Source organism: Acidovorax sp. FG42, assembly GCF_057809195.1.
Map to the genome: position 1 here is coordinate 1 of NZ_JBMDJM010000025.1, position 24,931 is coordinate 24,931.

Below are 24,931 nucleotides of genomic sequence, written 5' to 3' on the forward strand. Positions count from 1 at the left end.
ATTCATGCTCCTTGTTGACATGCTATGCCTTACACACAAAGTTTCTGACAGGCTCTGCACGTATAGTACAGTTTCAACTATTCAACGTCAACACCTGAACTGTCCTATGTCCTTCATCATCAAAAAACACAGAACACTGATTGCAATCGCTGCGCTGGCGCTACTGGGAGGGTGCTCGCATGCGCCATTGGTCGCACCACCAATGCCTGCAGTCACTCCCGAGGCGTGGAGCTTCGAGGCAAAAGGAGACTCAGGCAGCAAACCGTTGGCCGCGACCGCTTGGTGGAAAGACTTCGGGAACACAGAACTGAATGCGCTGGTCGAATCTGCCTTGCTTGCCAACACCGATCTGCGTATCGCCGCAACCCGTGTAGCGCAGGCCCGGGCCCTGGTTGACACGGTCCAGGCCGATCACTATCCGCAGTTGGGTCTGGGGGCCGGCCTGCAACGCGGCCGAGATTCGAGTGCTGATCCGAAAACCACTCAGGCCCGTGCCGGGCTTCGCGCGAGCTGGGAACCGGACATCTTCGGCGACAAAGGCTTAGCCAGCCTTGCAGCCGAAAAAGATGCCGAGGGCGCGGAACTGACCCGGCAAGCAATGCGGGTGGCTATTGCGGCTGAGGTTATGACCTCCTACTTCGATGCTCGATCCCTCGCGCAAAGACAAGCGGTGGCGCACTATGGCATCGCAACTTTGGAGCGTCTGACCGATGTCACCCGTCGACGCTTTGAAGCGGGACAGATCAGCAAACTGGACATCGACAGGCTGACGGCGGAGCTAGGTCAGGAGCGAGCCAACGCGGCTCAACTGAAAGGGGCACATGAAGTAAGGCTGCGACAAATGGCTGTGCTGCTTGGCGCCCCACACCCCCCAGTTGGCTTGACTTTCCCCGCAACTGACAACGCGGCTACAGGGATGCCAGCCGTAGTGCTGCCGATAGAGCTGTTAGAGCGGCGCCCTGATGTTCGGGGTCCTGCCCGCGCTGTTGAAGCCGCCGTCGCTCGTCTGGGGGTGGCCAAGCGCGACCTGTATCCGCGTATCGCACTCGATTGGTCGGGTGGCAAGGAACGCTTGCGTGTTGGCAGTGGTAGCGCGTCGCCAACGACAGTCGTTGGTTACGGCATGGCCCTTTCACTGCCCATTTTTGACGGTGGCCGCATCCGCGCCAACATCGAAATTCACGAGGGCAAGGCTCAGGAAGCAATGCTTGCGTATGAAAAGGCGATGCTCAGTGCGCTTGCGGACGCCGAGACGGCAGTGGTCCAACTTGCGGCGGCAAGCGACGGTGTCTCAGCGTTGGAGAGCACGCAGACTGCCGGCGCCGCAGCACTATCCAAAAGCGAGCGACTGTTTAACGCAGGGTTGGTGGATATCAACACGGTACTTGATACGCGGCGCAGCTACCTGAAGGCGCGTGACGGCCTGTTGCAAGGGCAAGGCGCGCAATTGGCGGCGGCAGTTGCGGTGCGCAGGGCGTTCGCAGGAAGAGTTTGATCGGTGGCACTGCGCTGTCATGCGCAGATCCACGGATTGCACGCCAGCTTCAGACCACGGTGATGATGCCGGCGCTTCCCATGCGCTGCCAGGGCAGACCCAGGACCAGGGCCTGGAGCTGATCGGGCTCCAGTTGCCACTGCTCATCGCCTGGTGTCGGCCAGACGAACTTGCTCTGGTGCAGGCGGCGAGCCGCCAGCCAGATGCCGATGCCTGTTAATCCTTCAGGACACCGACCATCCCACTCTGTGGGCACTCGAGGTCTGGTCATGGCGCACATCATCTTCTGTGTGCAAATAGATGCTGGTCGTGGAGATGTTTGCATGCCCCAAGTTGTCTCGCACGGCCTTGAGGTCCATGCTGTGGCTTTGGTGTGTGCCTGCCGTGTGCCTGAGCCAGTGTGCAGACGCTTGTTCCACATGCAAGGCCGCGCCCTCGTGCTCCGGTCCAAGCTCCCGAAGGCGGGTTGCGGTTTCGCGAAACACATCCTTGACCAATTCATGCACGGAGCTTCGCGACATCGAGCGGGAGGCTCCGATGATGGGAATCAGCAGCGGCAGATTTTCCCCTTCGCGCGGCAGCGGTGCGAGTTCGTTGGCCTTTCGGTAGCGCATCAGCTCTGACACCAGCTCGTCGGTTGCCGGCACGAGACGTGTCTTTTCTCCCTTGCCACAGACATCCAGCCACCAGCGTTCACGGCCATCCGCACCTCGACGCCAGTAGAAATCTCCCATTGAGTTGGTGCAGACCTCCGAGATGCGTAGACCACCGATATAGAGCAGGGAAAAGAGCCAGCGGTATCGGGCCGCCTGCTTGGCAAGGCGAGGTGTATTTGCGGGCAACGCCTCGATGGTCGCGCGCACCTGCGCCCAGTGTTCATGGGGTAGGAATCGGCTTGTTTTGGCTGGCCGCGCTATGGATTTGCGGCGCCTGAGCGCAAGAGGATTGCCCGCCAGATACCCAGCTTGGACGAGCCAGTTGAAAAGGCCGTTGAGTATGGACAGCGCCTGGCGCTGGCTCTGCCGGTCCAAGGGCTTTGCAAACGGGCGCCAGTGGGGTGACGCCCGGGGGGCCTTCTGTGCGACCTGCATGATCCATCGACCGGCTGGTTGGGGGTCTGCGAGAAAACGCTCGAACGCCAGGAAGTCCTCGTGGGTCAGATCGGACATGGCCTTGCCGTGCTGGTGCACGCACCAAAGCAGCAGCCTCTCGGCCTCCTTGCGATAGCTGGAGAGCGTCGCCGGCGAGTCCTGGTACCGCTCAAGCCAGGCCAAAACTGCCGCACGGTCGTCGTCGGCCGCCACCTGGGGGAGCCCTGAGGCCCGATTTCGGCCGCGCTCCCCGGACAAATGGGAGGGCAGCACCATGCCAGCCAAGGGCACCAGACCACCAGAATTCAACGCTAGGACAGCCAAATCAGTCATGCGGCAAATTCTATGGACATTAGAGTAATTATGTCTAGAGATTAGAAATAAGCTCATCAATTTATACGTTATACGTTGTATTATTTATTGATGAGCGAAGAATCAGAGATCCAGACCGAAGTAGAGGCCCTGCGGGCACGATTCAGCGACACCAAAACGCTGTACCGCGAGGTGTGCGCGCTGCTGTTTTTCCGATATGGCATCACGCCCACTGCGAGCAAGCTCTACCAGCATGTGCGCAAAGGGTCCATGAGCGCTCCCGCCGAGGCCCTGGCCAATTTCTGGGAGGACCTTCGAAGCAAGGCCCGCGTGGAAATCGATCATCCCGACCTCCCAGACACCCTGAAGCAGGCTGCAGGCCAGGTGGTCAGCGAGTTGTGGGGCCAAGCCACCGAGCTGGCACGAACAGAGCTAGCTGCCGTACGCGTAGAGGCGCGAGCCGAAGCCCAGGGCGCCTTGGCCAGCCTGGAGCATGCGCTGCAGCTGAACGCGCAGCTTGAAGTCCAAATTCAGGCCGCTGCGGGCCGGATAGGCGAGTTGGAGGCCCGCGCCCAAAGTCTAGACTCGGAGTTGGAGCGGGAGAGGCGCATACACGCAGCAACGACTGCCCGGGCCGACGCACTGCAGCGCCAGATCGACGAACTGAAGCTGGAGCAGGCCAAGAGCCGTCAGCACTTCAGCGCCGAGTTGGACAAGGGGCGCCAGGCCATCGCAGATGCCGCCCAGCGGGCAACTGAGGCGGAGCGCAGAGCTCTTCGGGAAATCGACCAGGAGCGCACGGCACGAAGCCATTCAGAAAAGCAGCTGGAACAAATGCGCACCAAGTTGGCCGAGGCCGAACGAAACCACCAGGCAAAGCTGATCGACATGAGTGCCGCAGCTTCTCGGATGGCGTCGGAACTGGACAATGCCAAGGCCGCATCGGCCGAGAGCGTCAGAATTGGCCAAGAGCAAAGTGCAGCACTGCAACAGGCCCTTCGGGACGTGTCGCAGCACAAGGCGGAAGCGGATACCCTTCGCGCGCTGATGGCGCAGTTCCAGCCGTCACCCAAACCCGTGCGCAGGAAGCGGAGCCCGGGGGGCCCGGAAGGCCAATGAAGAGAGCGGCTGGTAGAGCGACTGCCGGAGGCTCTCAGTAACGCCGACTGCCACGCGCGGCAAAATCCGGCATAAAAAATGAATTCTTAATAGCCAAAACGCTTATGAGCTAAAACTGGCCGTATCCTGGCTTGCCCTCTGGTAGGCAGGCTTGAACGCCGCCCCCATGCAGATGCCACCCACAATGCCAAACAGCACGGCACGGTGGCGCAGCAGGATGAGGGTGTTCGGATCAGAAGGGGGCGTGCCGTAGAGGCTGGCCAGTTGCGCTGTGCCAAGCACGCCGAGCAACGGAATCAGGTGAATGGCACCTGCGAGCAGCAGGGCCAGAGAAGCAATTTTTTGCATGGGCAGGCGACACCAAAGACAAGGTACCCCTGTTGTAGCCCCCGTCGGGGCTGGCGACCATGACGTGCCCGGTCATGGACACCGCGCGGTTCAGCGCCCCAGCATCTGCTCCAGCGCCTCGCGAATGGCGCGGGGCTTGTTGTCCCCATCGTCTATTGCTGAGCAGGTGGGGCTGCGCTCTACCTCCGGGCCGCTGGTGCCGACCCGAGCGAACAGGCGTTCGCAGTCGCAACGCAGCGTGGCCAGCGTCTTGCGAGACCCCTGGTGTTTCACTTCCGCCACCCAGCAGCGGTCTGCGCAGCCGCAGGACCGGTACTGCAAGGTTTCCCCCGCCCTGCCCCAATCGAGCGGATAGGCGCCGGTGCCGCCTGCGGCTTCGGCCCCTTGCCCTGCCAGCGCCAACACGAGCGCTGCACACACCCTGGTGCCGACCCGAAGCGCACACTGCAGAGAAAACACGGAATGCACGGGAGTTGGTGATCGCGCCGTTCAGCCCAGCGCCGCAATCACATCCGCCGGGGCCTGCACCAGCTCGATCAGTACGCCCTCACCGGCAATCGGAAACTCGTCATTGCTCTTGGGGTGCAAGAACGTGATGTCGTAGCCCGCAGCGCCCTTGCGGATGCCACCGGGTGCAAAGCGCACGCCCTTGGCGGTGAGCCATTCCACCGCCTTGGGCAGGTCGTCGATCCACAGGCCAATGTGGTTGAGCGGCGTGGTGTGCACGGCTGGCTTTTTCTCGATGTCCAGCGGCTGCATGATGTCCACCTCCACTTTGAAGGCGCCCTTGCCCATGGCCAGGATGTCTTCGTCCACGTTCTCGCGCTCGCTCTGGAAGGTGCCGGTCTGCTCCAGGCCCAGCATGTCCACCCACAGCGTCTTCATCCGCTGCTTGTCGGTGCCGCCAATGGCGACCTGCTGGATGCCCAGGACCTTGAAGGGGCGTGGGGTCGTGCTCATGATTACTCCTGATTTGATAGCTGCCAGCGCATATTCCTCTAGCGCTATCGGCCAAAAAGACTAAAAAAGGGGCGCAAGGCCCCTCCAGATGGGCTGTCGGGCCCTTGGGATCACTGGAATTCCAGGATCACCTGATCGACCGCCAGCGACTCGCCCTTGCCCGCCACGATCTTGCCCACCACGCCGTCCTGCGCGGCGAAGAGGATGTTCTCCATCTTCATGGCTTCGATCACAGCCAGCTTCTCACCCGCCTGCACCTTCTGGCCGGGCTGCACCGCCACATCCACCAGCAAACCGGGCATGGGCGAGAGCAGGAACTTGGACAGGTCTGGCGGCGCCTTGAAGGGCATCAGCTTGTGCAGGCGGGCGCCCAGCGGCGACAGCACCAGCGCGTCGATCTGCGTGCCGTTGTGCGCAATGCGCAGCGCCAGCGGGTTCTTGCCCACACCGCGCTCCACCTGGGCAGTGAAGCCCTGACCATTGCACGCGCCCTGCACGCGGATCTGGCCCAGCGTGGCATTGCTACTGATCTGATAGCTGTTGCCGCCTACAGATACTGAGCTAGAGCCCGATTTGTCTTCAAAGTCAGAGACCGTGACTTCGTGGTGCTGGTTCTGCCCTTCGGCGCCCAGCGTCACCACCACAAACTGCTCGCCCACCTTCACCTCGTGGCCGGCCAGCTGGCCGCTGATGCCCGAGGCGCGTGCGCGGTAGCGGCGGTTCATGTAGGCGGCCAGCGCCACCAAAAACAGCGGGTCGCTGTGCGGCACGTCTTCAGCGTGGAAGCCCTTGCCGTAGTTCTCGGCAATGAAGCCGGTGTTGAAGTCGCCCGTCACAAACTTGGGGTGCGCCAGCAGCGCGGCCTGGAACGGGATGTTGCTGCTGATGCCACGGATCACAAAGCCGTTGAGCGCCGCACGCATCTTGGCAGTCGCGTCATTGCGGTCCGTGCCGTGCACGATGAGCTTGGCGATCATCGAGTCGTAATACATCGGGATCTCGCCGCCCTCGTACACGCCCGTGTCCACCCGCACGCCCAGCTTCTTGCTGGTGTCGGACTGGAACATGGTTTCCTCCGGCGGCTGAAAGCGCACCAGGCGGCCGGTGGAGGGCAGGAAGTTGCGGAACGGGTCTTCGGCGTTGATGCGGCATTCGATGGCCCAGCCGTCGCGCTTCACGTCGGCTTGGGTCAAGGGCAGCTTTTCGCCCGCCGCCACGCGGATCATCAACTCCACAAGGTCCAGGCCGGTAATGCACTCTGTTACCGGGTGTTCCACCTGCAGGCGGGTGTTCATTTCGAGGAAGTAGAAATCCTGGTCCTTGCCAACCACAAATTCCACGGTACCTGCGGACTGGTACTTCACGGCCTTGGCCAGCGCCACGGCCTGCTCGCCCATGGCCTTGCGCGTGGCGTCGCTGATGAAGGGCGATGGTGCCTCTTCGATCACCTTCTGGTGGCGGCGCTGGATGGAGCACTCGCGCTCGTTCAGGTAGATCACGTTGCCGTGGCTGTCGCCCAGCACCTGGATCTCGATGTGGCGCGGCTCCTGCACAAACTTCTCGATGAAGATGCGGTCGTCGCCAAAGCTGTTGCGGGCCTCGTTCTGGCAGCTGGCAAAGCCTTCAAACGCTTCCTTGTCGTTGTAGGCCACGCGCAGGCCCTTGCCACCGCCGCCGGCCGAGGCCTTGATCATCACGGGGTAGCCAATGCCCTTGGCGATTTCCACCGCCTGCTCGGGGCCTGCAATCGCATCGTTGTAGCCAGGGATGGTGTTGACCTTGGCTTCGTTGGCGAGCTTCTTGGACGCGATCTTGTCGCCCATGGCCGCAATCGAATGCGCCTTGGGGCCGATGAAGGCAATGCCTTCGTCTTCGCAGCGTTTGGCGAAGGCTTCGTTCTCGCTCAGGAAGCCATAGCCGGGGTGCACGGCCTGTGCGCCGGTTTGCTTGCAGGCGGCAATGATCTTGTCGGCCAGCAGGTACGACTCGCGCGAGGGCGCAGCGCCAATGTGCACGGCCTCGTCGGCCAGCTTGACGTGGCGGGCTTCCTTGTCGGCGTCGGAATAGACGGCCACTGTCTTGATGCCCATCTTGCGGGCAGTCGCGATGACCCTACACGCAATCTCGCCCCGGTTCGCAATCAGGATTTTTGTAAACATTCTCTTATCTCCTCAGGCGATGGGGTGGCGTGTAGCAGCCCGCTGCGCGGTCTGCGTCAGGCGATTCGTCGAAACGTCCGCTGCGCGGCCGTTTTCGCCACGGTTGGCGATCAGGATTTTCGTAAACATGTTCTTATGCTCCTTGTCCGCTCACAGTGGGATGTTGCCGTGCTTGCGCCATGGGTTTTCGAGCTTCTTGTCGCGCAGCATGACCAGCGACCGGCAGATGCGCTTGCGTGTCTCATGCGGCAGGATCACATCGTCGATAAAGCCGCGCGCCCCGGCCACAAATGGGTTGGCAAAGCGCTGCTTGTATTCCGCTTCGCGCGCAGCCAGCTTGACGGGGTCGTTCTTGTCTTCGCGGAAGATGATTTCCACCGCGCCCTTGGCGCCCATCACCGCAATTTCTGCGTTGGGCCAGGCCAGGTTCACGTCGCCGCGCAGGTGTTTGGAGCTCATCACGTCGTACGCGCCGCCGTAGGCCTTGCGGGTGATGACGGTGATCTTGGGCACCGTGCACTCGGCGTACGCGTAGAGCAGCTTGGCACCGTGCTTGATGATGCCGCCGTACTCCTGGCTGGTGCCGGGCATGAAGCCGGGCACGTCCACAAAGGTGACGACCGGGATGTTGAACGCATCGCAAAAGCGCACAAAGCGCGCGGCCTTGATGCTGGACTTGATGTCCAGGCAACCGGCCAGCACCAGCGGCTGATTGGCCACGATGCCCACGGTCTGGCCTTCCATGCGGGCAAAACCGATGATGATGTTCTTGGCGTACTCGGGCTGCAGCTCGAAAAAGTCCCCATCGTCCACCGTCTTGAGGATCAGCTCCTTCATGTCGTAGGGCTTGTTGGGGTTCTCGGGCACCAGGGTGTCCAGGCTCAGATCCATGCGGTCGGCCGGGTCGTTGCTGGGGCGCACCGGGGCCTTTTCGCGGTTGTTGAGCGGCAGGTAGTTGTACAGGCGGCGCAGCATCATCAGCGCCTCCACGTCATTCTCAAACGCCATGTCGGCCACACCGCTCTTGGTCGTGTGCGTCACGGCGCCGCCCAGCTCTTCGGCCGTGACTTCTTCGTGCGTCACGGTCTTGACCACTTCGGGGCCGGTCACGAACATGTAGCTCGAATCCTTGACCATGAAGATGAAGTCCGTCATGGCGGGCGAGTACACGGCACCACCGGCGCTGGGGCCCATGATCATGCTGATCTGCGGAATCACGCCGCTGGCCAGCACGTTCTTCTGGAACACGTCGGCGTAGCCGCCCAGGGACGCCACGCCTTCCTGGATGCGCGCACCGCCCGAGTCGTTGAGGCCAATGACCGGCGCGCCCACCTTCATGGCCTGGTCCATCACCTTGCAGATCTTCTCGGCATGGGTTTCAGACAGCGCACCACCAAACACCGTGAAGTCCTGGCTGAACACGAACACCAGGCGGCCGTTGATCATGCCGTAGCCCGTCACCACACCGTCGCCGGGGATTTTGTTGTCCTCCATACCGAAGTCGGTGCAGCGGTGCTCGACGAACATGTCCCATTCCTCGAACGTGCCGTCGTCCAGCAGCAGCTCGATGCGCTCGCGCGCGGTGAGCTTGCCCTTGGCGTGCTGCGCATCAATGCGCTTTTGCCCGCCGCCCAGGCGTGCCAGCGCACGCTTTTTCTCCAGTTGATCCAGGATGTCTTGCATGGTCGTCCTTTGGTGAATGGGTTGGTGTCTACTATTTATTTGATAGCTACCAGCGCATGATTAGATTGCGCTTGGAGCAGATTTCGTGCTGCAGTGGATGCCGCAACGCGCCCTGCGGCCACATCGGCCTGCATCTGGGGCAGCAGCTCTTTGACCTGCGGGTGCTGGCGAAACGCGAGCTTGAGGCCCGCGTCGATGCGCTCCCACATCCATGCCAGCGCCTGCTTCTCGCGCCGCGTGGCCAGGCGGCCGTTGGCGGTCTGCAGCTGGCGGAACTGCGTGACGGCGGCCCAGAAGCTGTCCACGCCCTGCCCTAGCAGCGCGCTGATCTGCACAACCTTGGGGTGCCACATGGTTTCGTCGTGGTGCGCGTTCTCGGGGTTGCCGTGCTGGCTCAAGAGGCGCAGGCTCGACGTGATCTGCGCCTCGGCCCGCGTGGCGGCGTTCTTGTCGATGTCGGCCTTGTTGATGACCACCAGGTCGGCAATCTCCATCACACCCTTCTTGATGGCCTGCAGGTCGTCGCCCGCGTTGGGCAGCTGCATCAGCACAAACATGTCCGTCATGCCCGCCACAGCAATCTCGCTCTGGCCCACACCCACGGTCTCGACAATCACCACGTCGTAACCCGCCGCCTCGCAGACCAGCATGGCCTCGCGCGTTTTCTCTGCCACGCCGCCCAGCGTGCCGCTCGACGGGCTGGGGCGGATGTAGGCTTTTTCGTGCACCGACAGGTGTTCCATGCGCGTCTTGTCGCCCAGGATGGAGCCGCCAGAGACGGTGCTGGAGGGGTCGATGGTGAGAACGGCGACGCGATGGCCCTGGCTGATGAGGTACAGGCCCAGGGCTTCGATGAAGGTGGACTTGCCCACGCCAGGCACGCCGCTGATACCCAGGCGAAAGGCCTTGCCCGTGTGCGGGAGCAGCTGGGTCAAAAGTTCGTCGGCCTGGGCGCGATGGTCCACCCGCGTCGATTCGAGCAGCGTGATGGCTTTGGACATGGCGCGGCGCTGGATGGGGCCGGGGTTGCCAGTGACGCCTGTATACAAGCTCATGTGGACGCCTCCGCCCTGGCGGCGGCCACGGTAAGTGAAAACTTCATGCCGGATCAGTGCTTTCTGGGCGGCAACAACATCCATACCGCAAAGATCACGGCGACCAAGATGACGAAGACACCCCAAAATCGATGGTCGTGTTGGATCAGCGCCGCGCCAATTCCGCCGAGGACGAGACCTTCCCAGATGGCTGACATCACGCGATTTGCCGGACTCAAGGGCTTTTTCATGGCGACTCCTCTGGTTGCATTTGAGAGGCAGATAAGCATCGACGTCCCGCTGCCATTAATCAAACGGCCACCGCCTTGCGAATCTGCTCCAGCACATCCTTGGCGCTGGCGGGAATGGGTGTGCCGGGGCCGTACACGCCCTTGACGCCCGACTCGTACAAAAAGTCATAGTCCTGCGCGGGGATCACACCGCCAACGAACACGATGATGTCGTCCGCCCCCTGGTCCTTGAGCGACTGGATGATGGCAGGCACCAGTGTCTTGTGGCCCGCAGCCAGCGTGCTCACGCCCACGGCGTGCACGTCGTTTTCAATGGCCTGACGGGCGCATTCCTCGGGCGTCTGGAACAGCGGCCCCATGTCCACGTCAAAGCCCAAGTCGGCAAACGCGGTGGCCACCACCTTGGCGCCACGGTCGTGGCCGTCCTGGCCCAGCTTGGCGATCATCACGCGGGGGCGGCGGCCCTGCTCTTCGGCAAAGGCGTTGATTTCGGTCTTGAGTTTGTCCCAGCCCTCGGCCGAGTCATAAGCAGCTGCGTACACACCGGTCACCTTTTGTGTGTCGGCGCGGTGGCGCCCGTATACCTTTTCCAGGGCATCGCTCACTTCGCCTACCGTGGCGCGCAGGCGCACAGCCTGGATCGACAGGTCGAGCAGATTGCCTTCGCCACTCTCGGCGGCGGCCGTCAGCGCATCCAGCGCTGCCTGCACCTTGGCGGCATCGCGAGTTGCACGGATCTTTTGTAGGCGAGCGATCTGTCCGTCTCGCACCTTCATGTTGTCGATCTGCAGGATATCGACCGGGTCTTCCTTGGCCAGCTTGTATTTGTTGACGCCGACGATCACGTCCTTGCCGCTGTCGATGCGTGCCTGCTTCTCGGCGGCGGCGGCTTCGATCTTGAGCTTGGCCCAGCCGCTGTCCACGGCCTGGGTCATGCCGCCCATGGCTTCGACCTCTTCGATGATCTTCCAGGCGGCGTCGGCCATGTCCTGGGTCAGCTTCTCCATCATGTAGCTGCCGGCCCAGGGGTCGATCACGTTGGTGATGTGGGTCTCTTCCTGGATGATGAGTTGTGTGTTGCGCGCAATGCGGGCGCTGAACTCGGTGGGCAGCGCAATCGCTTCGTCAAAGCTGTTGGTGTGCAGGCTTTGCGTGCCGCCAAACACGGCCGCCATGGCCTCGATGGTGGTGCGTACCACGTTGTTGTAGGGGTCTTGCTCGGTGAGGCTCCAGCCGCTGGTCTGGCAGTGGGTGCGCAGCATGAGGCTCTTGGGGTTCTTGGCGCCTGTGGCCTTCATGATGCGACACCACAGCAGGCGCGCGGCGCGCATCTTGGCGACTTCCAGGTAGAAATTCATGCCGATGGCCCAGAAGAAGCTCAGGCGCCCGGCGAATTCGTCCACATCCATGCCCTTGGCGATGGCGGTCTTCACATATTCCTTGCCATCGGCCAGGGTGAAGGCCAGTTCCAGTGCCTGGTTGGCCCCGGCTTCCTGCATGTGGTAGCCGCTGATGGAGATCGAGTTGAACTTCGGCATGTTCTTGGCCGTGTACTCGATGATGTCGCCAATGATCTTCATCGATGGCTTGGGCGGGTAGATGTAGGTGTTGCGCACCATGAACTCTTTCAGAATGTCGTTCTGAATGGTTCCGCTGAGCTTGTCTTGCGAGACGCCCTGCTCTTCTGCCGCCACCACATAGCCCGCCAGCACGGGCAGCACCGCGCCGTTCATGGTCATCGATACGCTGACCTTGTCCAGCGGGATCTGGTCGAACAGGATCTTCATGTCCTCGATCGAATCAATCGCCACACCGGCCTTGCCCACATCGCCCGTCACGCGGGGGTGATCGCTGTCGTAGCCCCGGTGGGTGGCCAGGTCAAACGCCACCGACACGCCCTGCCCGCCTGCGGCCAGCGCCTTGCGGTAGAAGGCGTTGGACTCTTCAGCGGTCGAAAAGCCTGCGTATTGGCGAATGGTCCACGGCCGCACCGCATACATGGTGGCCTGGGGGCCGCGCAGGTAGGGTTCAAAACCCGGCAGCGTGTTGGCATACGGCAGGCTGGCCGTGTCTTCGGCGGTGTACAGCGGCTTGACCGTGATGCCATCGGGCGTGACCCAATTGAGGGCGCTGACATCGCCCCCCGGTGCCGACTTGGCTGCGGCCTTGGCCCAGGCTTCCAGCGAAGACGCGGCGAACTCTGGGGCGTTGTTGGTGGGTTTGTCACTCATGGCAAAAGCTACTCCGAAGATGGCATGGGGGCGTCCAACACGGCGCACAGGCGGTGACCGCACAGGTGCTGTGGTGTGGCGGCGAGTTTACATCATTCATAATTATTGATTCAAAATATTCCGTGCAGCTTACAATCCGCCCCATGTCTGCCCTCACCCTCACTCCCCGCGCGCTCTACGAAGAAGTGGCCGAGCAATTGCGCCAGCGCATCTTCCGTCGCGAGCTGGAGCCCGGCAGCTGGATCGACGAGCTCAAGATTGCCGAGGAATTCGGCATCAGCCGCACGCCACTGCGCGAAGCGCTGAAGGTGCTGGCCGCCGAAGGCCTGGTCACGATGAAGGTGCGCCGTGGCGCCTATGTGACGGAGATGAGCGAAAAAGACCTGCGCGACGTGTACCACCTGCTCAGCCTGCTGGAGAGCGACGCCGCAGGCGTGGTGGCCGAGCGCGCCACCGACGCCCAGTTAAAGACCCTGCAGGACCTGCACGCCGAGCTGGAAGCCGCCGTGGCAGACCGCGAAAAGTTCTTTGCCATCAACGAGCGCTTTCACATGCACCTGCTGGAGATGGCCGACAACCGTTGGCGCAGCCAGATGGTGGCCGACCTGCGCAAGGTGATGAAGCTCAACCGCCACAACTCGCTGTTCAAGCAAGGGCGCATCGAAGATTCGCTGGGCGAGCACCGCGCCATCCTGGCCGCCATGGTGGCGCGCGACGCCAAGGCCACGGTCAAGGCCATGCAGGCGCACTTTGCGCAGGGGCTGGAAGCAGCGACCTGAGGTGCTGCGGGCCGTGCTGACCCGTACCCACGCGTCCACGATCATTCCGCAAACAGGAACGCACCATTTGCAACACATGGGGTGATGGCACACGGCCCGGCCCAGGTTGCGCTCGTTATCATCCCCCGGGTTTCCACCGAGGCCTTGGCGCCGCACGCCACAGCAGCCTTCACCGCCGAGTTTGATGACCTCTACCCCCGCCGATATCGCCAGCGTGCAAACGCTGCCCCAGCTCCTGGCCTACCGCGCCGCCCGCACCCCTCAGGCCGAGGCCTACCGTGCGTTTGACTCCTCCCGCCAAGCCTGGGCAAGCCTCACCTGGGCGCAGACCGCAGAGCGCGTGAACACCTGGGCCCAAGCCCTCGCCGCCATGCAGCTGCCACCGGCCGCGCGCGTGGCCATCTTGCTTCCCAACGGCCTGCATGCCATGTGCGCCGACCAGGCCACGCTGGCCACTGGTGGCGTGCCCGTGCCGCTGCACGCCATCGACAACCCGGGCAGCATCGCCTACATCCTGGCCGACTGCGAGGCCTCGATGCTCATCGTGAGCCAGGCCGAGCAGTGGGAAAAGATCCGCGCCGTGGGCACGCCGTTCCCAGCCCTGCGCGCCGTGGTCATTACCGATGACGACGACGCCTTCAAGCCCACCCCGGCGTCTATCGACAGCCCGGCCGTGGGCTCGCTCGCGCAGTGGCTGACGGGGGCGGCGCAAACGGGCACACCTACAACCGGCATGGGTCCGCAGGCCGATGACCTGGCCGCCATCGTCTACACCTCTGGCACCACCGGCAAACCCAAGGGCGTGATGCTGACGCACCGCAACGTGGTGAGCGACGTGAAAGCCGTGCTGGAGCGCATTGCTCCCACGGTGGACGACGTGTTCCTGTCGTTCCTGCCGCTGTCGCACACCTTTGAACGCACGGGCGGCTACTACCTGCCGATTGCGGCGGGCAGTTGTGTGGCCTATGCCCGGTCGGTGGCCCAGCTGGCGGAAGATCTGAAAACCATACGCCCCACTGTGCTGGTGTCGGTGCCGCGCATTTACGAGCGCATCCACGCCAAGCTCATCGAAAAGCTCTCGCCCACCCCGTGGAAGATGCAGCTCTACGAAGCCGCGCAGAACAAGGGCTGGGCCCGGTTTTGTGCCGCACAGCGCCTGCCCGCCCCCACGCCGGACGCCAGCAGCCACGCCGCAGGCTGGATGGCCGCCCTGCCCTGGCCGGTGCTGCAGGCCCTGGTGGCCAAGCCGTTACTGGCCCAGTTTGGCGGCCGCGTGCGTGTGGCGGTGAGTGGAGGCGCCCCGCTGTCGCCCACCATTGCCAAGTGTTTTCTGGGTCTGGGGCTGCCGCTGATCCAGGGCTACGGCATGACAGAGACCGCACCCGTGGTGTCGGTCAACGCACTGGACGACAACGACCCCGCCTGCGTGGGCAAGGCCCTGCCCGGTGTGGAGGTGCGCATTGGCGACAACCACGAGCTGCAGGTGCGTGGCCCCATCGTGATGAAGGGCTACTGGAAGCGGCCCGAAGACACGGCCAAGATCCTGAGCCCCGACGGCTGGCTGGGCACCGGCGACCAGGCCGACATCGTGAACGGCCGCATTTACATCAAGGGCCGCATCAAGGAAATCATCGTCACCTCGACCGGTGAAAAGGTGCCCCCTGGCGACCTGGAACTGGCCCTGCTGGCCGACCCGTTGCTGGAACAAGCCTTTGTGGTGGGCGAAAACCGCCCCTTCATCGCCTGCGTGGCCGTGCTGAACGCAGGCGAGTGGCAGCGCCTGGCCGCCGACCTGGGCCTGAACCCCCAGGCGGCGGACAGCTTGAACCATCCCAGTGTGCACCGTGCCGTGCTGGCGCGCATCGAAAAGAACACCGCCAGCTTTGCCCGCTATGCCGTGCCGCGCACAGTGCATCTGACGCTCGATCCATGGACGATTGAAAACACCTTCATGACCCCCACGCTCAAGCTCAAGCGCAACAACCTGATGGCGCACTTTGCCGAGGCGATTGAGGGCATGTACCAAAAGCCGGGGCGCTGAGCCAGTCAAGACGGGCTCAGTGCACCAGCTCGCCTTCCCGCGCGTAGGCGGAGCCAAAGCGGTTGGCCAAAAAGTCGCCAAGCGCGACAGCCTCCTGCCCCACAAAGCCCTGCTGCGGCAACTTGCCTTGCGCCACCAGGTCCAGCGCCGTGCAGATGCCTGCGGCCGTGGTGAGCTGGATGGCGCTGAGCCGATGCCCGGCCACCTCGGTGCCCACGATGTGGGCGGAATACGAATCCTGCACCAGCCGCCCGCCCTTGAGGCCTGATGCGGTGGCAAACACCACGATCACGTCCTGGTCGGTGGTGGGGATGGCGGTTTCGAGAATGTCCTTGAGCAGATCGCGCCGGTCGCGCAAGCGCAGGTCATTCAGCAGCAGCTTGAGGATGGCGTTGTGGCCCGGATAGCGGATGGACTGGTAGTCCACCTGCCGCGCCTTGCCCGCTAGCGTCTCCGTCAGCGTGCCCAGCCCGCCCGAGGTGTTGAAGGCTTCGTATTCCACACCGTCCAGCGCAAAGGTCTCCAGCCCCTCCAGCGCGGGCACCGTGGTGCGCACGCCGTCCACAATGGCTTCGCAGGGGTTGCAGTATTCGTTGATGAGGCCTTCGGTGCTCCAGGTCAGGTTGTAGCGCAGGGCGCCCTGCGGGTAGCGGGGCAGCGCCCCCACGCGCATGCGCAGCGCGTGCAGGGTGTCAAAACGCCGGGCCAGATCGTTGCCCACGATGCCGATGAAGCCCGGCGCCAGGCCACACTGGGGCATGAGCACGCTGCGGGCATTAGCGGCCAGCGCGCGGATGGCCTGGGTGCTGGCCACGTCTTCGGTCAGGTCAAAGTAATGCACGCCGGCGCTGGCGCACAACGTGGCCAAGGGCACAGCGCGGTGGAAGGGCAGTGCGTTGAGTACGGCAAAGCGGCCATCGATGGCGGCTTGCAGACTGGCGTCGTCCGTGGTCAATCGAGTGGAGATGCCCAGCGCCGCCACCTCGGCCAGGCGGGCCGGATTACGGTCTGCCACCAGGATGTCGTAGTCGCCGGACTGCTGCAGCAAGAGCGCCATCGCAAAGCCGATGTGGCCCGCCCCCAGGATGGTGATGGCGCGGCGGGCGGCGGAGTTCGACTTAGTGGCAAAGGTGGTCATGGCAGCGCTCCCGGTAGTGCTCACCGCATGCAGCGGCGAGGTGTTGGTGATGCCTTGATGCTAGGCAGCAGCACTGTCAATGTGTAGCTCTCAAAACGTCGAAAGCGGCAGTTTGTTTTGCCATAACGGCGAATATGATGGGCGTTATGACTTTTTGGACGGAGCACCCATGACCCAGCCCCTGGATGAGACCGACCGGCAACTGCTCAGCCTGTTGCAAGCCGACGCGCGCGAGGGCACGGCCCAGCTCGCCCGCAAGCTGGGGCTGGCCCGCACCACCGTGGTGGCGCGCATTGCGCGGCTGGAGCGATCGGGTGTGGTGGCGGGCTACGGAGTGCGGCTGGGTCAGCGGCTAGACGCCACCACCGTGCGCGCCTGGTGCAGCATCAGCGTGCTGCCCAAGACGGCGCCCGCCGTGCTGCGCGCGCTGGAGGCCATGGCCGAGGTCGAAGAGGTGTCGGCTGTGAGCGGGCCGTTTGACTACCTGGTGTTCTTGCGTTGCACCAGCCACGAGCAGCTCGATACCCTGCTCGACAAGGTGGGCCAACTGGACGGCGTGCACCAGACGCAGACCAGCATCGTGCTCAGCCGCAAGATCGACCGGCGAAGCGTGGGGGCCTGAATACCGCCCCACCGCTTTTACTACTTTTTTATAGCTGCCAGCGCTTTCTACATAAGCGCCAGCAGCCGATTTCATTCAAAAAACCAACTAACTCAGGCCTCGAATTGCGTCGGGTTCTTGCCCCGAATCGGCGCATAAAACGCCTTGATGCTCGCCATGTCGCGCTCCACATTGCCCGTGGGCTCAAACACCGGGCCCAGGCCGCCGACCTTGCGGCCGTAGTCCACAAACGCCAGCACGATGGGAACACCCGCCTGCTGGGCGATGAAGTAGAAACCCGTCTTCCAGTGCCGCGTCTTGCCCCGCGTGCCTTCGGGCGGCACGATGAGCTGCATGGGGCCGTCGGCATCGCGCATGGCCTGGGCCGAGTTGGCGACCAGGTTGTTGGCCTGGCTGCGGTCCACCGGTATGCCGCCCAGCCAGCGCATCACCCCGCCAAACGGCGCCTTGAACAGGCTGTGTTTGCCCATCCAGTACACCCGCAGCCGCAGCGAAAACGCCAGCATCAGCGTGTACGGCAAGTCCCAGTTGCTGGTGTGCGGCGCGGCGATTAGCACGCTTTTGGCGGCGTGGGCAGGCAAGGCGCCTTCCACCTTCCAGCCGGTGATGCGCAGGGTGAAGCGGGAAAAAGCGCGCAGGAGCGTGTTGACAACCGGCGTGTCAAAAATGGTGTGGTGCATGGGAAACGGGTGACAGAACGGGGCCTGGAGCGCTGGAGCGGGTGAAAAACCCGGGCTGTGCAGGCATCGAAAGCGCCGCGAGTATCGCTGATCAGGGCAATGCCCCGCCTTGACGCAAGGCAAATGGCCGTCGCCGCCACATCCTTGAATCCCATGCAAGGCGCTATTGTTGTGATAGCTGTTAGGGCAATAAAATAGGCGCTACCGGGTGTTTCTGCCAAATTTTCGGTAGCAGCGGCTGCCATGCCAAATAAAGCTGGCGTTTGCACCCAACAGGTCCAGAATCCGCCCCCAGCAGGCCCGTGTTCTCACTGCCGCCCCATGCTGCAAGCCCAGCGCCCCACCACCCCGCCCTACCGCGACCGCAAGCGGTACGCATGGCTGCTGTCGCTGGTGGTGCCCTGCACCGTGGGCGTAGGCCCGGCTTTGATGGCCTGGACGGGCAATCCGCTGTCGCTGTGGGCGCCGGTGGCGTTTTTCTACCTCGTCGCCCCGTTGCTGGACTGGCTGCTGGGCGTGGACCAGAGCAACCCGCCCGAATCCGCCGTGCCTGCATTGGAAAACGACCGGTACTACCGCCGCATCACCTTTCTGCTGGTGCCGGTGCTGTGGGCGGCCTTCCTCTTCAGCGCCTGGTGGGTGGCCAAGCAGCCCCTGCCCTGGCACGGCGTGCTGGCAATGGTGCTGACCACGGGCACCGTGGGCGGGTTCTGCATCAACCTGGGGCATGAGCTGGGCCACAAGAACACGGCGCTGGAGCGCTGGCTGGCCAAGCTGGTGCTGGCGCCCACGGCCTATGGGCACTTCTTCATCGAACACAACCGGGGCCATCACCGCGACGTGGCCACCCCGGCCGACCCGGCTTCGTCGCGCATGGGCGAGTCCATCTACCGCTTTGTGCTGCGCGAGATGCCCGGCGCCGCACGCCGCGCCTGGGCGCTGGAGAAAGACCGTCTGACCCGCCAGCACCTGCCGCTGCTGTCGTGGCACAACGAGATACTGCAGCCCGCGCTCGTCACGGCGCTGCTGTGGGCCGGGCTGGCGCTGTGGCTGGGTGTGGCGATCCTGCCGTTTTTGCTCGCGGCGTCGTTCTGGGCCAACTTTCAGCTGACCTCGGCCAACTATGTCGAGCACTACGGGCTGCTGCGCCGCAAGGACGCCAGCGGCCGCTACGAACCTTGCCGCCCCCAGCATTCGTGGAACAGTAATCACGTCTTCTCCAACTGGGCCCTGTTCCATCTGCAGCGGCACTCCGACCACCATGCCCACCCGCTGCGCCGCTACCAGTCGCTGCGCCACTTTGACGACGTGCCGCAACTGCCCATCGGCTACTTCGGCATGTTCACGCTGGCCTATGTGCCGCCCCTATGGCGCCGCGTGATGGATCCGCGCCTGCTGGCCCAAGTGGGCCACGATGCCGCCCACATCAACATCGACCCGCGCCAGCGGGCCGCGATCATGCGGAAATACGGGTTGCGCGACCTGGGTTAGGACGGCTGGACGGGGTGGCGACCGTTCACAGGACGTCGGCTGGGCCAGACACTTCGGCCCTTGCACTTCATTATTGATAGCACGCAGCGCAATCAGCACTAGCGCTTGCATCTGTTTTGACTCAAAAACCTCCTGCGACACTTATAGCGCAGCCAGTGGGATAATCCTGGGCTCGCACCTGCAGCCCCGCAGCGCCCCCGACCAGAGAGGCCGCTCTGCTGCAGAACCTTCCCTCCCCGCCTTCGCTGTTTGCCCGTGGAAACCACCCTGAGCCCCTGGCGCATGTCCGTCGCCCCCATGATGGATTGGACTGACCGCCACTGCCGTTACTTTCACCGGCTGCTGACCCGCCAGACCCTGCTGTACACCGAGATGGTGAATGCGGGCGGCATCCTGTACGGCGGCACCGAGCGCCACCTGCGCTACAACGCCGAAGAGCACCCCGTGGCCCTGCAGCTGGGCGGCAACGAGCCCGACAAACTGGCCCAGGCCGCCAGGCTGGGTGAGGAATGGGGCTACGACGAAATCAACCTGAACTGCGGTTGCCCCAGCGACCGCGTACAGCGCGGTGCCTTTGGCGCCAGCCTGATGAAGGCCCCCCAGCTGGTGGCCGACTGCGTGAAGGCCATGAAGGACGTGGTGAGCGTGCCCGTCACCGTCAAGCACCGCATCGGTATCGACAAGGTGGAGGACTACGGCTTTGTGCGCGACTTCATCGGCACCGTGGCCGAGGCAGGCTGCACCGTGTTCATCGTGCATGCGCGCAACGCGTGGCTGCAGGGCCTCTCCCCCAAGGAAAACCGCGACATCCCGCCGCTGCGCTACGAGGTGGTCCACCGCCTCAAGGCCGAGTTTCCGCAGTTCACCATCGCCATCAACGGCGGTATCACCGCCGACGCGGTGGTGCAGGAGCAGCTGCAACACCTGGACGGCGTGATGATCGGCCGCGAGGCGTACCACAACCCCTGGTGGCTGGCGCGCTGGGACCAGCTCTACTACGGCGGCGCCCCTTGCCCCCTGACCCGAGAGGAAGTGGAGCTGGCGATGGTGGAATACATGGAGCGCGAGGCCGCACAGCACGGCACCCCTTGGCCCCACATCGCCCGCCACATGCTGGGCCTGCGCCACAGCCTGCCCGGCGCCCGCATCTGGCGCCAGGTGTGGAGCAACCATCTGCTCAAGGACCGCCCCGCGCGGGAAGTGCACGCGCTGGCAATGCAAGCCTATGCCAGTGGAGCGTCGGAGCCCAGCGCTGAACCCGCAACACTGGACTCCGTGACTACTTAGTCAGCCGCCCCACCCAGGCCGCCAGCGGCTCTGGCCGCCCGAAGAGGTAGCCCTGCAGGCACTCGCACTGGCTTTCGACCAGAAAGTCGGCCTGGGCGCGTGTCTCCACCCCCTCGGCCACCACGCGCAGGTTGAGATGGCGGGCCACCGAGATGATGGACTGCACGATGGCCGTGTCATTGGGGTCGTCGGGCGTGTCGTCCACAAAGCTCTTGTCGATCTTGAGCTCGTAAAGCGGGAGCCGCTTGAGGTAGGCCAGGCTCGAATAGCCGGTGCCAAAGTCGTCAATGGAGAACCGCACGCCCAGGCCCACGATTTCGGTCATGCGGGCGATGGTGTCGTCCAGGTCTTCGATGAGCAGGCTTTCGGTCACCTCCAGGATCAGATGGGCCGGGTTGGCGCCGGTGTGGGCCAGGATGTGGCGCACGCGCTCCACAAAGTCGTCCTGGCGGAACTGCCGCTCGCTCACGTTGACGGACAGCGACAGCGCGTGCCCGGCCACCTGCAAGCGTGCCAGGGTCTCACAGGCCTGCTGGATCATCCAGTCGCCCATGCGCAGGATCAGGCCCGAGGCCTCGGCGATGGGGATGAAGCGGCTGGGCGGGACATTGCCGCGCACGGGGTGGTCCCAGCGCATCAGCAGCTCGCCGCCCACGACGTTGCCCGCGGCGTCCACCTGGTTTTGCACAAAGGCGGCCAACTGGCCCAGGGTTTGCGCTTTTTTCAGGTCCTGCTCCAGCGCCAGGCGCTCCTGCACGTCGGCCTGCATCGCGGCTTCGTAAAAGCGGATGCGGTTGCGACCCAGGTCCTTGGCGCGGTACATGGCCGTGTCGGCCTCCCGCAGAAGGTCTTCTACACCCTCGCCCCGCTTGGGGAAGAGCGTGATGCCGATGCTGCCGGTGGTGCTGTAGAGGTGGGTGTCGATGGTGTACGGCGCCTCCAGCGCGGTACGCATTTCTTCGGCCACCAGCAGCGCGGCGCGCCCGGCGGACTCCATGTCCGACGCCACGTTGTGCACCAGCACCACAAACTCGTCCCCACCCAGGCGCGCCACGGTGTCGCCCGGGCGTTGCAACTGCGTGAGCCGCTGCGCCACCTGCATCAGCAGCATGTCGCCCACCGTGTGCCCCCGCGCGTCGTTGATCTGCTTGAAATTGTCCAGGTCGATGTAGAGCACGGCCCCCACCTGGGCGGCCTTTTGCGCATTGGCCAAAGCGTGTTCCATGCGGTCCAGCAGCATGCGCCGGTTGGGCAGGCCGGTAAGCGCATCAAAGTACGCTAGCTGGTGTGAGCGCGCCTCGGCCTGCTTGCGCTCGGTGATGTCGCGCGACAGCGCGATGAACCGGGGTTCGTCGCCAGGCGCAGCACTCTCCTTGCGCGCAATCGACAACTCAAACCAGTGGGTCACGCCGCCCAGCTCCAGCCGGAACTGGTGGCCTGACGAATACCCGGTGTGGTGCGCCGCTTGCAGGGCCGCATGGCAGCCAGCAACGGCCTCGGGCGGCACTACATCGCGCAGCAGGCGGCCCAGAAACATCTCGGGCGGCACCGCCAGCTCTCCTGATCGGGCCGAACGGTAGTGGTGGATGCAGCCGTCCAGCCCCAGCTCGAACAGCAGATCAGGAATGGCGCTTAGCGTGCTTTCGAGGTCGTCGCGGGTGGCGCGCAGCTCGGCCGTCATGTCCCGCGCCAAGGCCACAGCGCGCTCGCGCCCCGTAGCCAGCAGCCAGGTGAACCAGGCCAGGATCAGGCTCAGCACCGTGCCCAGCAGTGCCACCGGGTGGTGTCCATCGTCCTGAAAGCGCTGCACAAAGCCTGGCTGGGGCGCCATCTGCAAGGTCCAGCGCCGCCCTCCCAGCTCCAGCTCGCGCCGCGCCTGCAAAGGCTGCCCACCCGCCCCCAGGGCCGGCGCCTTCAGGTTGCTGAACAGCTGCACACCTGCGGCGGCACCGGCGTCTCCAGCGATGGCAACGGGGGACAAGGCACCCGCGCCCGGGGTGCTGTCGATGATCTGCAGGCCGATGTCGGCGTCAAATTCACGGGACATGCCGTGGATCACATCCTCCATGCGAAACGGCGCCGACACCCAGCCCGCCAGCCCTTGCCGCCTGCCCTCCACCGTGCCATTGTCGGCGTCGGCGCGGTACAGGGGCATGTACATCACCAGCCCCGGAGCCGCGTTTTGCATCAGGGTCAGCCGCCCCGACAGCGCCAGCGCTCCGGTGTCGCGGGCCCGGTCCAGCGCCTCCTTGGCGGGTGGAAGGGTCAGCACATCAAAGCCCAGGGCCTTGAGATTGGGGCCCTCCAGCGGTTCGATGTGGGTGATGGGGGCCATCAGTGCGCGCTCGCCGGGCGGGCGCACCGCATATTGGTCGAAGCCCCGCTGGCGCATGTCCTCCAGGTGGGCGTTCAGCGCATTGCCGGGGAACTGCAGGATCAGCGACACCCCCTGCAGCCCGGGCCGGGTGGCCTGCAACTGCAGCGCATTCACGTAGGCCTGGAACTCAGCGCGGTCGATGCGCTCCGAGCCTTCAAAGTAGCCTTTGACGCCGCGCAGCACCACCTCGTAGGTCGCCATGCGGTCCTTGAGGTTGTAGGCGATCTGGTCGGCCGCCACCTCAAAGTTCTGCTCGCGCTTGGCCCGCGTGTTCTTCTCTTCGCTCTGCCAGTACAGAAAGGTCAGGCCCAGGGTCAGCAGCGCAATCAGCGGGGGCAGCACCACGGGCAACCAGCGGTGGTTGCTGGTGCCCGCCACCCCTTCGGGCGCCCACGCCACCGGCCCCTGCGGTGCAGGCGCATCGGTGTGCGGAGCGGGTTCTGGTGTCATGGCATCCTGGGTGATGGAAGCGCGTCGGCGGTACACAAGCTGTGGACCCGAGGGGCTGCACCATTATGAGCATCTGTCCTGCGCCGAAAAGGGGCATTTGTGCGCAAACTGCACACTGCTTGGGAATGCTGCGCGGCTATGCTCGCAACCGCTGTGCGGCAGTCCCGAGCCTGTGCACCAGCGCTCACCAATCAACACGGCAACACTCAACCCAAAGGCCTGGCATGGCATCGCTTGATTTCGATCTGGAGGAATCCCAATTTCGCAGCTGGTATGCGGCGCAAGCCGTAGCGCTGGAAGACGCCTGCGCAGCGCTCACGGCGCGCGTGGCGACCGTGGTGACCCAGGCGGGCGGCGTGGACGTCACCAAGGTCGAGGGCCGGGTGAAAGACGTGGATGAATGCGTGCGCAAGTTCGTGCGCAAATACCGGCCGGCGCTGGAAGAGAGCAACACGCCCTATGACATCCAGGCCTACATCACCGACCTGATTGGCGTGCGCGTGGTGTGCCTGTATGAAGACGAGCTGGAAAAGATCGCCCAGATCGTGCGTGCCCATTTCGCGGTCATTGATGTGACCGACAAGGTGTCGGCGGTGGAGAGCACCGAGGCGTCGTTTGGCTACAAGGGACTGCACCTGGACCTGCGGCTGAGCGTGGCCGAACGTGACCTGCCGGAGCATGCGGCGTATGCCCAGTGGCCCTTCGAGCTGCAGGTGCGCACCATCATCCAGGACTCGTGGAGCGTGCTGGACCACAAGATCAAGTACAAAAAATCCATCCCGGGGCAGCTCAAGCGGCGCATCAACGTGCTGTCGGCCCTGTTCGAACTGGCCGACCGGGAGTTCCGCCAGATCCGCGATGCCACAGCGGCAGAACTGCTGCAGGCCCCGGACGAAACTGCCGAACCCGCACCCGACGCGGCCGCGGATTTGCAGGCCCCAGCCCGCGCTGCAGCCCCCAGCAGCGAGCTCAACGCCTTCACCTTCCTGAAAATCGCCACGCATTTCTTCAAGGACTTCGAGTTTGAACCGTCCAAGGTGGATGGTTTTGTGGACGACATCCAGGCCTGGTCGGCGGGCATGACGCGCGCCCGATTCAACAGCCTGATGCGGGAGACGATTGGCGTGGTCAAGCGCTACAAGCAGCACTTTGAAGACCAGAACCCCCAGGCCAGCTTCAACCCCTACACGGTGATCCGGCACTGCCTGTACCTGAGTAACAAGACCGCTTTCCGCCCCGCGCTGCGCAATTCGGCCCGCGAGTCGTTCGAGGCGTGGCTGAACGACAACGCAGAGTCCAAGCTGCAGGGATAAAGCCAAAATGGGCGCAAGCGCTAGTGTGTATTGCGCTAGATGCTATCAATTTTGATGGCTATGGAGTGAG

21 protein-coding genes are annotated in these 24,931 nt (G+C 63.8%); 8 read left to right on the plus strand and 13 right to left on the minus strand.

Going from position 1 to position 24,931, the window contains the following annotated elements; all coding sequences use genetic code 11:
- Positions 1–106: 106 nt before the first annotated feature.
- Entirely contained in the window at positions 107–1,495 is a 1,389-nt protein-coding gene (locus ACODSM_RS21020; RefSeq protein ID WP_170073131.1) for an efflux transporter outer membrane subunit, read from the plus strand.
- A 49-nt stretch (positions 1,496–1,544) separates the two neighbouring features.
- On the opposite strand, the gene tnpB is transcribed toward ACODSM_RS21020, so the two are convergent.
- Positions 1,545–1,766 (minus strand): IS66 family insertion sequence element accessory protein TnpB, encoded by a 222-nt coding sequence (gene tnpB / locus ACODSM_RS21025; protein ID WP_170073130.1) that lies wholly within the window; start codon positions 1,764–1,766, stop codon positions 1,545–1,547.
- Positions 1,720–2,919, minus strand: a complete 1,200-nt coding sequence (locus ACODSM_RS21030) for a tyrosine-type recombinase/integrase (RefSeq protein ID WP_245911765.1) — start codon at positions 2,917–2,919, stop codon at positions 1,720–1,722. The genes tnpB and ACODSM_RS21030 overlap by 47 nt, the downstream gene beginning before the upstream one ends.
- Positions 2,920–3,009: 90 nt before the next feature.
- Here ACODSM_RS21030 and ACODSM_RS21035 point away from each other — a divergent pair, with 90 nt between their 5' ends.
- Complete coding sequence (locus tag ACODSM_RS21035; protein WP_219165071.1) at positions 3,010–4,017, plus strand: DNA-binding protein; 1,008 nt, start codon at positions 3,010–3,012, stop codon at positions 4,015–4,017.
- Positions 4,018–4,119: 102 nt separating this feature from the next.
- Here the strand turns inward: ACODSM_RS21035 and ACODSM_RS21040 are convergent, their stop codons facing one another.
- From ACODSM_RS21040 to scpA, 8 genes are all read right to left on the minus strand, one after another.
- The gene (locus ACODSM_RS21040; protein ID WP_488806778.1) at positions 4,120–4,365 is read right to left on the minus strand and encodes a hypothetical protein; all 246 of its coding nucleotides are present in this window, start codon (positions 4,363–4,365) and stop codon (positions 4,120–4,122) included.
- A gap of 90 nt (positions 4,366–4,455) precedes the next feature.
- Positions 4,456–4,770: a hypothetical protein gene (locus tag ACODSM_RS21045; RefSeq protein ID WP_488806779.1), complete on the minus strand. Its 315-nt coding sequence runs from the start codon at positions 4,768–4,770 to the stop codon at positions 4,456–4,458.
- A gap of 84 nt (positions 4,771–4,854) precedes the next feature.
- Positions 4,855–5,325, minus strand: a complete 471-nt coding sequence (locus ACODSM_RS21050; protein WP_060987719.1) for a VOC family protein — start codon at positions 5,323–5,325, stop codon at positions 4,855–4,857.
- 110 nt (positions 5,326–5,435) lie between these two features.
- Positions 5,436–7,484, minus strand: a complete 2,049-nt coding sequence (locus ACODSM_RS21055; protein ID WP_488806780.1) for an acetyl-CoA carboxylase biotin carboxylase subunit — start codon at positions 7,482–7,484, stop codon at positions 5,436–5,438.
- Between the two features lie 150 nt (positions 7,485–7,634).
- The gene (locus ACODSM_RS21060; RefSeq protein WP_015014134.1) at positions 7,635–9,167 is read right to left on the minus strand and encodes an acyl-CoA carboxylase subunit beta; all 1,533 of its coding nucleotides are present in this window, start codon (positions 9,165–9,167) and stop codon (positions 7,635–7,637) included.
- Between the two features lie 35 nt (positions 9,168–9,202).
- Entirely contained in the window at positions 9,203–10,222 is a 1,020-nt protein-coding gene (gene meaB, locus ACODSM_RS21065) for a methylmalonyl Co-A mutase-associated GTPase MeaB (RefSeq protein WP_488806781.1), read from the minus strand.
- Between the two features lie 53 nt (positions 10,223–10,275).
- Complete coding sequence (locus tag ACODSM_RS21070; protein WP_488806782.1) at positions 10,276–10,452, minus strand: hypothetical protein; 177 nt, start codon at positions 10,450–10,452, stop codon at positions 10,276–10,278.
- A 59-nt stretch (positions 10,453–10,511) separates the two neighbouring features.
- Positions 10,512–12,683, minus strand: a complete 2,172-nt coding sequence (gene scpA / locus ACODSM_RS21075; RefSeq protein WP_488806783.1) for a methylmalonyl-CoA mutase — start codon at positions 12,681–12,683, stop codon at positions 10,512–10,514.
- 143 nt (positions 12,684–12,826) lie between these two features.
- Here scpA and ACODSM_RS21080 point away from each other — a divergent pair, with 143 nt between their 5' ends.
- Together ACODSM_RS21080 and ACODSM_RS21085 are read left to right on the plus strand one after the other, a co-directional pair.
- Positions 12,827–13,462, plus strand: a complete 636-nt coding sequence (locus ACODSM_RS21080) for a GntR family transcriptional regulator (protein ID WP_015014137.1) — start codon at positions 12,827–12,829, stop codon at positions 13,460–13,462.
- A gap of 184 nt (positions 13,463–13,646) precedes the next feature.
- A complete protein-coding gene (locus ACODSM_RS21085) occupies positions 13,647–15,503 on the plus strand; it encodes an AMP-dependent synthetase/ligase (RefSeq protein WP_488806784.1) in 1,857 nt (618 codons plus the stop codon).
- Between the two features lie 16 nt (positions 15,504–15,519).
- On the opposite strand, the gene ACODSM_RS21090 is transcribed toward ACODSM_RS21085, so the two are convergent.
- Positions 15,520–16,641 carry a saccharopine dehydrogenase family protein gene (locus ACODSM_RS21090; protein ID WP_488806785.1) on the minus strand — a complete coding sequence of 374 codons (1,122 nt, stop codon included), beginning with the start codon at positions 16,639–16,641 and terminating at the stop codon, positions 15,520–15,522.
- A gap of 169 nt (positions 16,642–16,810) precedes the next feature.
- Between ACODSM_RS21090 and ACODSM_RS21095 the strand changes: the two genes are divergently transcribed.
- Positions 16,811–17,263: an Lrp/AsnC family transcriptional regulator gene (locus ACODSM_RS21095; protein WP_488806786.1), complete on the plus strand. Its 453-nt coding sequence runs from the start codon at positions 16,811–16,813 to the stop codon at positions 17,261–17,263.
- A 92-nt stretch (positions 17,264–17,355) separates the two neighbouring features.
- Here the strand turns inward: ACODSM_RS21095 and ACODSM_RS21100 are convergent, their stop codons facing one another.
- Entirely contained in the window at positions 17,356–17,943 is a 588-nt protein-coding gene (locus tag ACODSM_RS21100) for a lysophospholipid acyltransferase family protein (protein WP_488806787.1), read from the minus strand.
- A gap of 321 nt (positions 17,944–18,264) precedes the next feature.
- Between ACODSM_RS21100 and ACODSM_RS21105 the strand changes: the two genes are divergently transcribed.
- Positions 18,265–19,434: an alkane 1-monooxygenase gene (locus ACODSM_RS21105; protein WP_488806788.1), complete on the plus strand. Its 1,170-nt coding sequence runs from the start codon at positions 18,265–18,267 to the stop codon at positions 19,432–19,434.
- Positions 19,435–19,716: 282 nt separating this feature from the next.
- Positions 19,717–20,721 (plus strand): tRNA dihydrouridine(20/20a) synthase DusA, encoded by a 1,005-nt coding sequence (dusA, locus tag ACODSM_RS21110; protein ID WP_488806789.1) that lies wholly within the window; start codon positions 19,717–19,719, stop codon positions 20,719–20,721.
- Here dusA and ACODSM_RS21115 read toward each other — a convergent pair.
- Positions 20,714–23,548, minus strand: coding sequence for a bifunctional diguanylate cyclase/phosphodiesterase (locus ACODSM_RS21115; protein ID WP_488806790.1), 2,835 nt, complete (start codon positions 23,546–23,548; stop codon positions 20,714–20,716). The genes dusA and ACODSM_RS21115 overlap by 8 nt on opposite strands.
- A 224-nt stretch (positions 23,549–23,772) precedes the next feature.
- Here ACODSM_RS21115 and ACODSM_RS21120 point away from each other — a divergent pair, with 224 nt between their 5' ends.
- Complete coding sequence (locus ACODSM_RS21120) at positions 23,773–24,861, plus strand: GTP pyrophosphokinase (RefSeq protein WP_488806791.1); 1,089 nt, start codon at positions 23,773–23,775, stop codon at positions 24,859–24,861.
- The last annotated feature ends 70 nt before the right edge of the window (positions 24,862–24,931 follow it).

Excerpts from the sequence above, each read along its gene's own strand:
- ACODSM_RS21020 (WP_170073131.1), top strand. The coding sequence starts at position 107 with ATGTCCTTCATCATCAAAAAACACAGAACACTGATTGCAATCGCTGCG.
- tnpB (WP_170073130.1), bottom strand. The coding sequence starts at position 1,766 with ATGACCAGACCTCGAGTGCCCACAGAGTGGGATGGTCGGTGTCCTGAA.
- ACODSM_RS21030 (WP_245911765.1), bottom strand. The coding sequence starts at position 2,919 with ATGACTGATTTGGCTGTCCTAGCGTTGAATTCTGGTGGTCTGGTGCCC.
- ACODSM_RS21035 (WP_219165071.1), top strand. The coding sequence starts at position 3,010 with ATGAGCGAAGAATCAGAGATCCAGACCGAAGTAGAGGCCCTGCGGGCA.
- ACODSM_RS21040 (WP_488806778.1), bottom strand. The coding sequence starts at position 4,365 with ATGCAAAAAATTGCTTCTCTGGCCCTGCTGCTCGCAGGTGCCATTCAC.
- ACODSM_RS21050 (WP_060987719.1), bottom strand. The coding sequence starts at position 5,325 with ATGAGCACGACCCCACGCCCCTTCAAGGTCCTGGGCATCCAGCAGGTC.
- ACODSM_RS21055 (WP_488806780.1), bottom strand. The coding sequence starts at position 7,484 with ATGTTTACAAAAATCCTGATTGCGAACCGGGGCGAGATTGCGTGTAGG.
- ACODSM_RS21060 (WP_015014134.1), bottom strand. The coding sequence starts at position 9,167 with ATGCAAGACATCCTGGATCAACTGGAGAAAAAGCGTGCGCTGGCACGC.
- meaB (WP_488806781.1), bottom strand. The coding sequence starts at position 10,222 with ATGAGCTTGTATACAGGCGTCACTGGCAACCCCGGCCCCATCCAGCGC.
- ACODSM_RS21070 (WP_488806782.1), bottom strand. The coding sequence starts at position 10,452 with ATGAAAAAGCCCTTGAGTCCGGCAAATCGCGTGATGTCAGCCATCTGG.
- scpA (WP_488806783.1), bottom strand. The coding sequence starts at position 12,683 with ATGAGTGACAAACCCACCAACAACGCCCCAGAGTTCGCCGCGTCTTCG.
- ACODSM_RS21080 (WP_015014137.1), top strand. The coding sequence starts at position 12,827 with ATGTCTGCCCTCACCCTCACTCCCCGCGCGCTCTACGAAGAAGTGGCC.
- ACODSM_RS21085 (WP_488806784.1), top strand. The coding sequence starts at position 13,647 with ATGACCTCTACCCCCGCCGATATCGCCAGCGTGCAAACGCTGCCCCAG.
- ACODSM_RS21090 (WP_488806785.1), bottom strand. The coding sequence starts at position 16,641 with ATGACCACCTTTGCCACTAAGTCGAACTCCGCCGCCCGCCGCGCCATC.
- ACODSM_RS21095 (WP_488806786.1), top strand. The coding sequence starts at position 16,811 with ATGACCCAGCCCCTGGATGAGACCGACCGGCAACTGCTCAGCCTGTTG.
- ACODSM_RS21100 (WP_488806787.1), bottom strand. The coding sequence starts at position 17,943 with ATGCACCACACCATTTTTGACACGCCGGTTGTCAACACGCTCCTGCGC.
- ACODSM_RS21105 (WP_488806788.1), top strand. The coding sequence starts at position 18,265 with ATGCTGCAAGCCCAGCGCCCCACCACCCCGCCCTACCGCGACCGCAAG.
- dusA (WP_488806789.1), top strand. The coding sequence starts at position 19,717 with ATGTCCGTCGCCCCCATGATGGATTGGACTGACCGCCACTGCCGTTAC.
- ACODSM_RS21115 (WP_488806790.1), bottom strand. The coding sequence starts at position 23,548 with ATGACACCAGAACCCGCTCCGCACACCGATGCGCCTGCACCGCAGGGG.
- ACODSM_RS21120 (WP_488806791.1), top strand. The coding sequence starts at position 23,773 with ATGGCATCGCTTGATTTCGATCTGGAGGAATCCCAATTTCGCAGCTGG.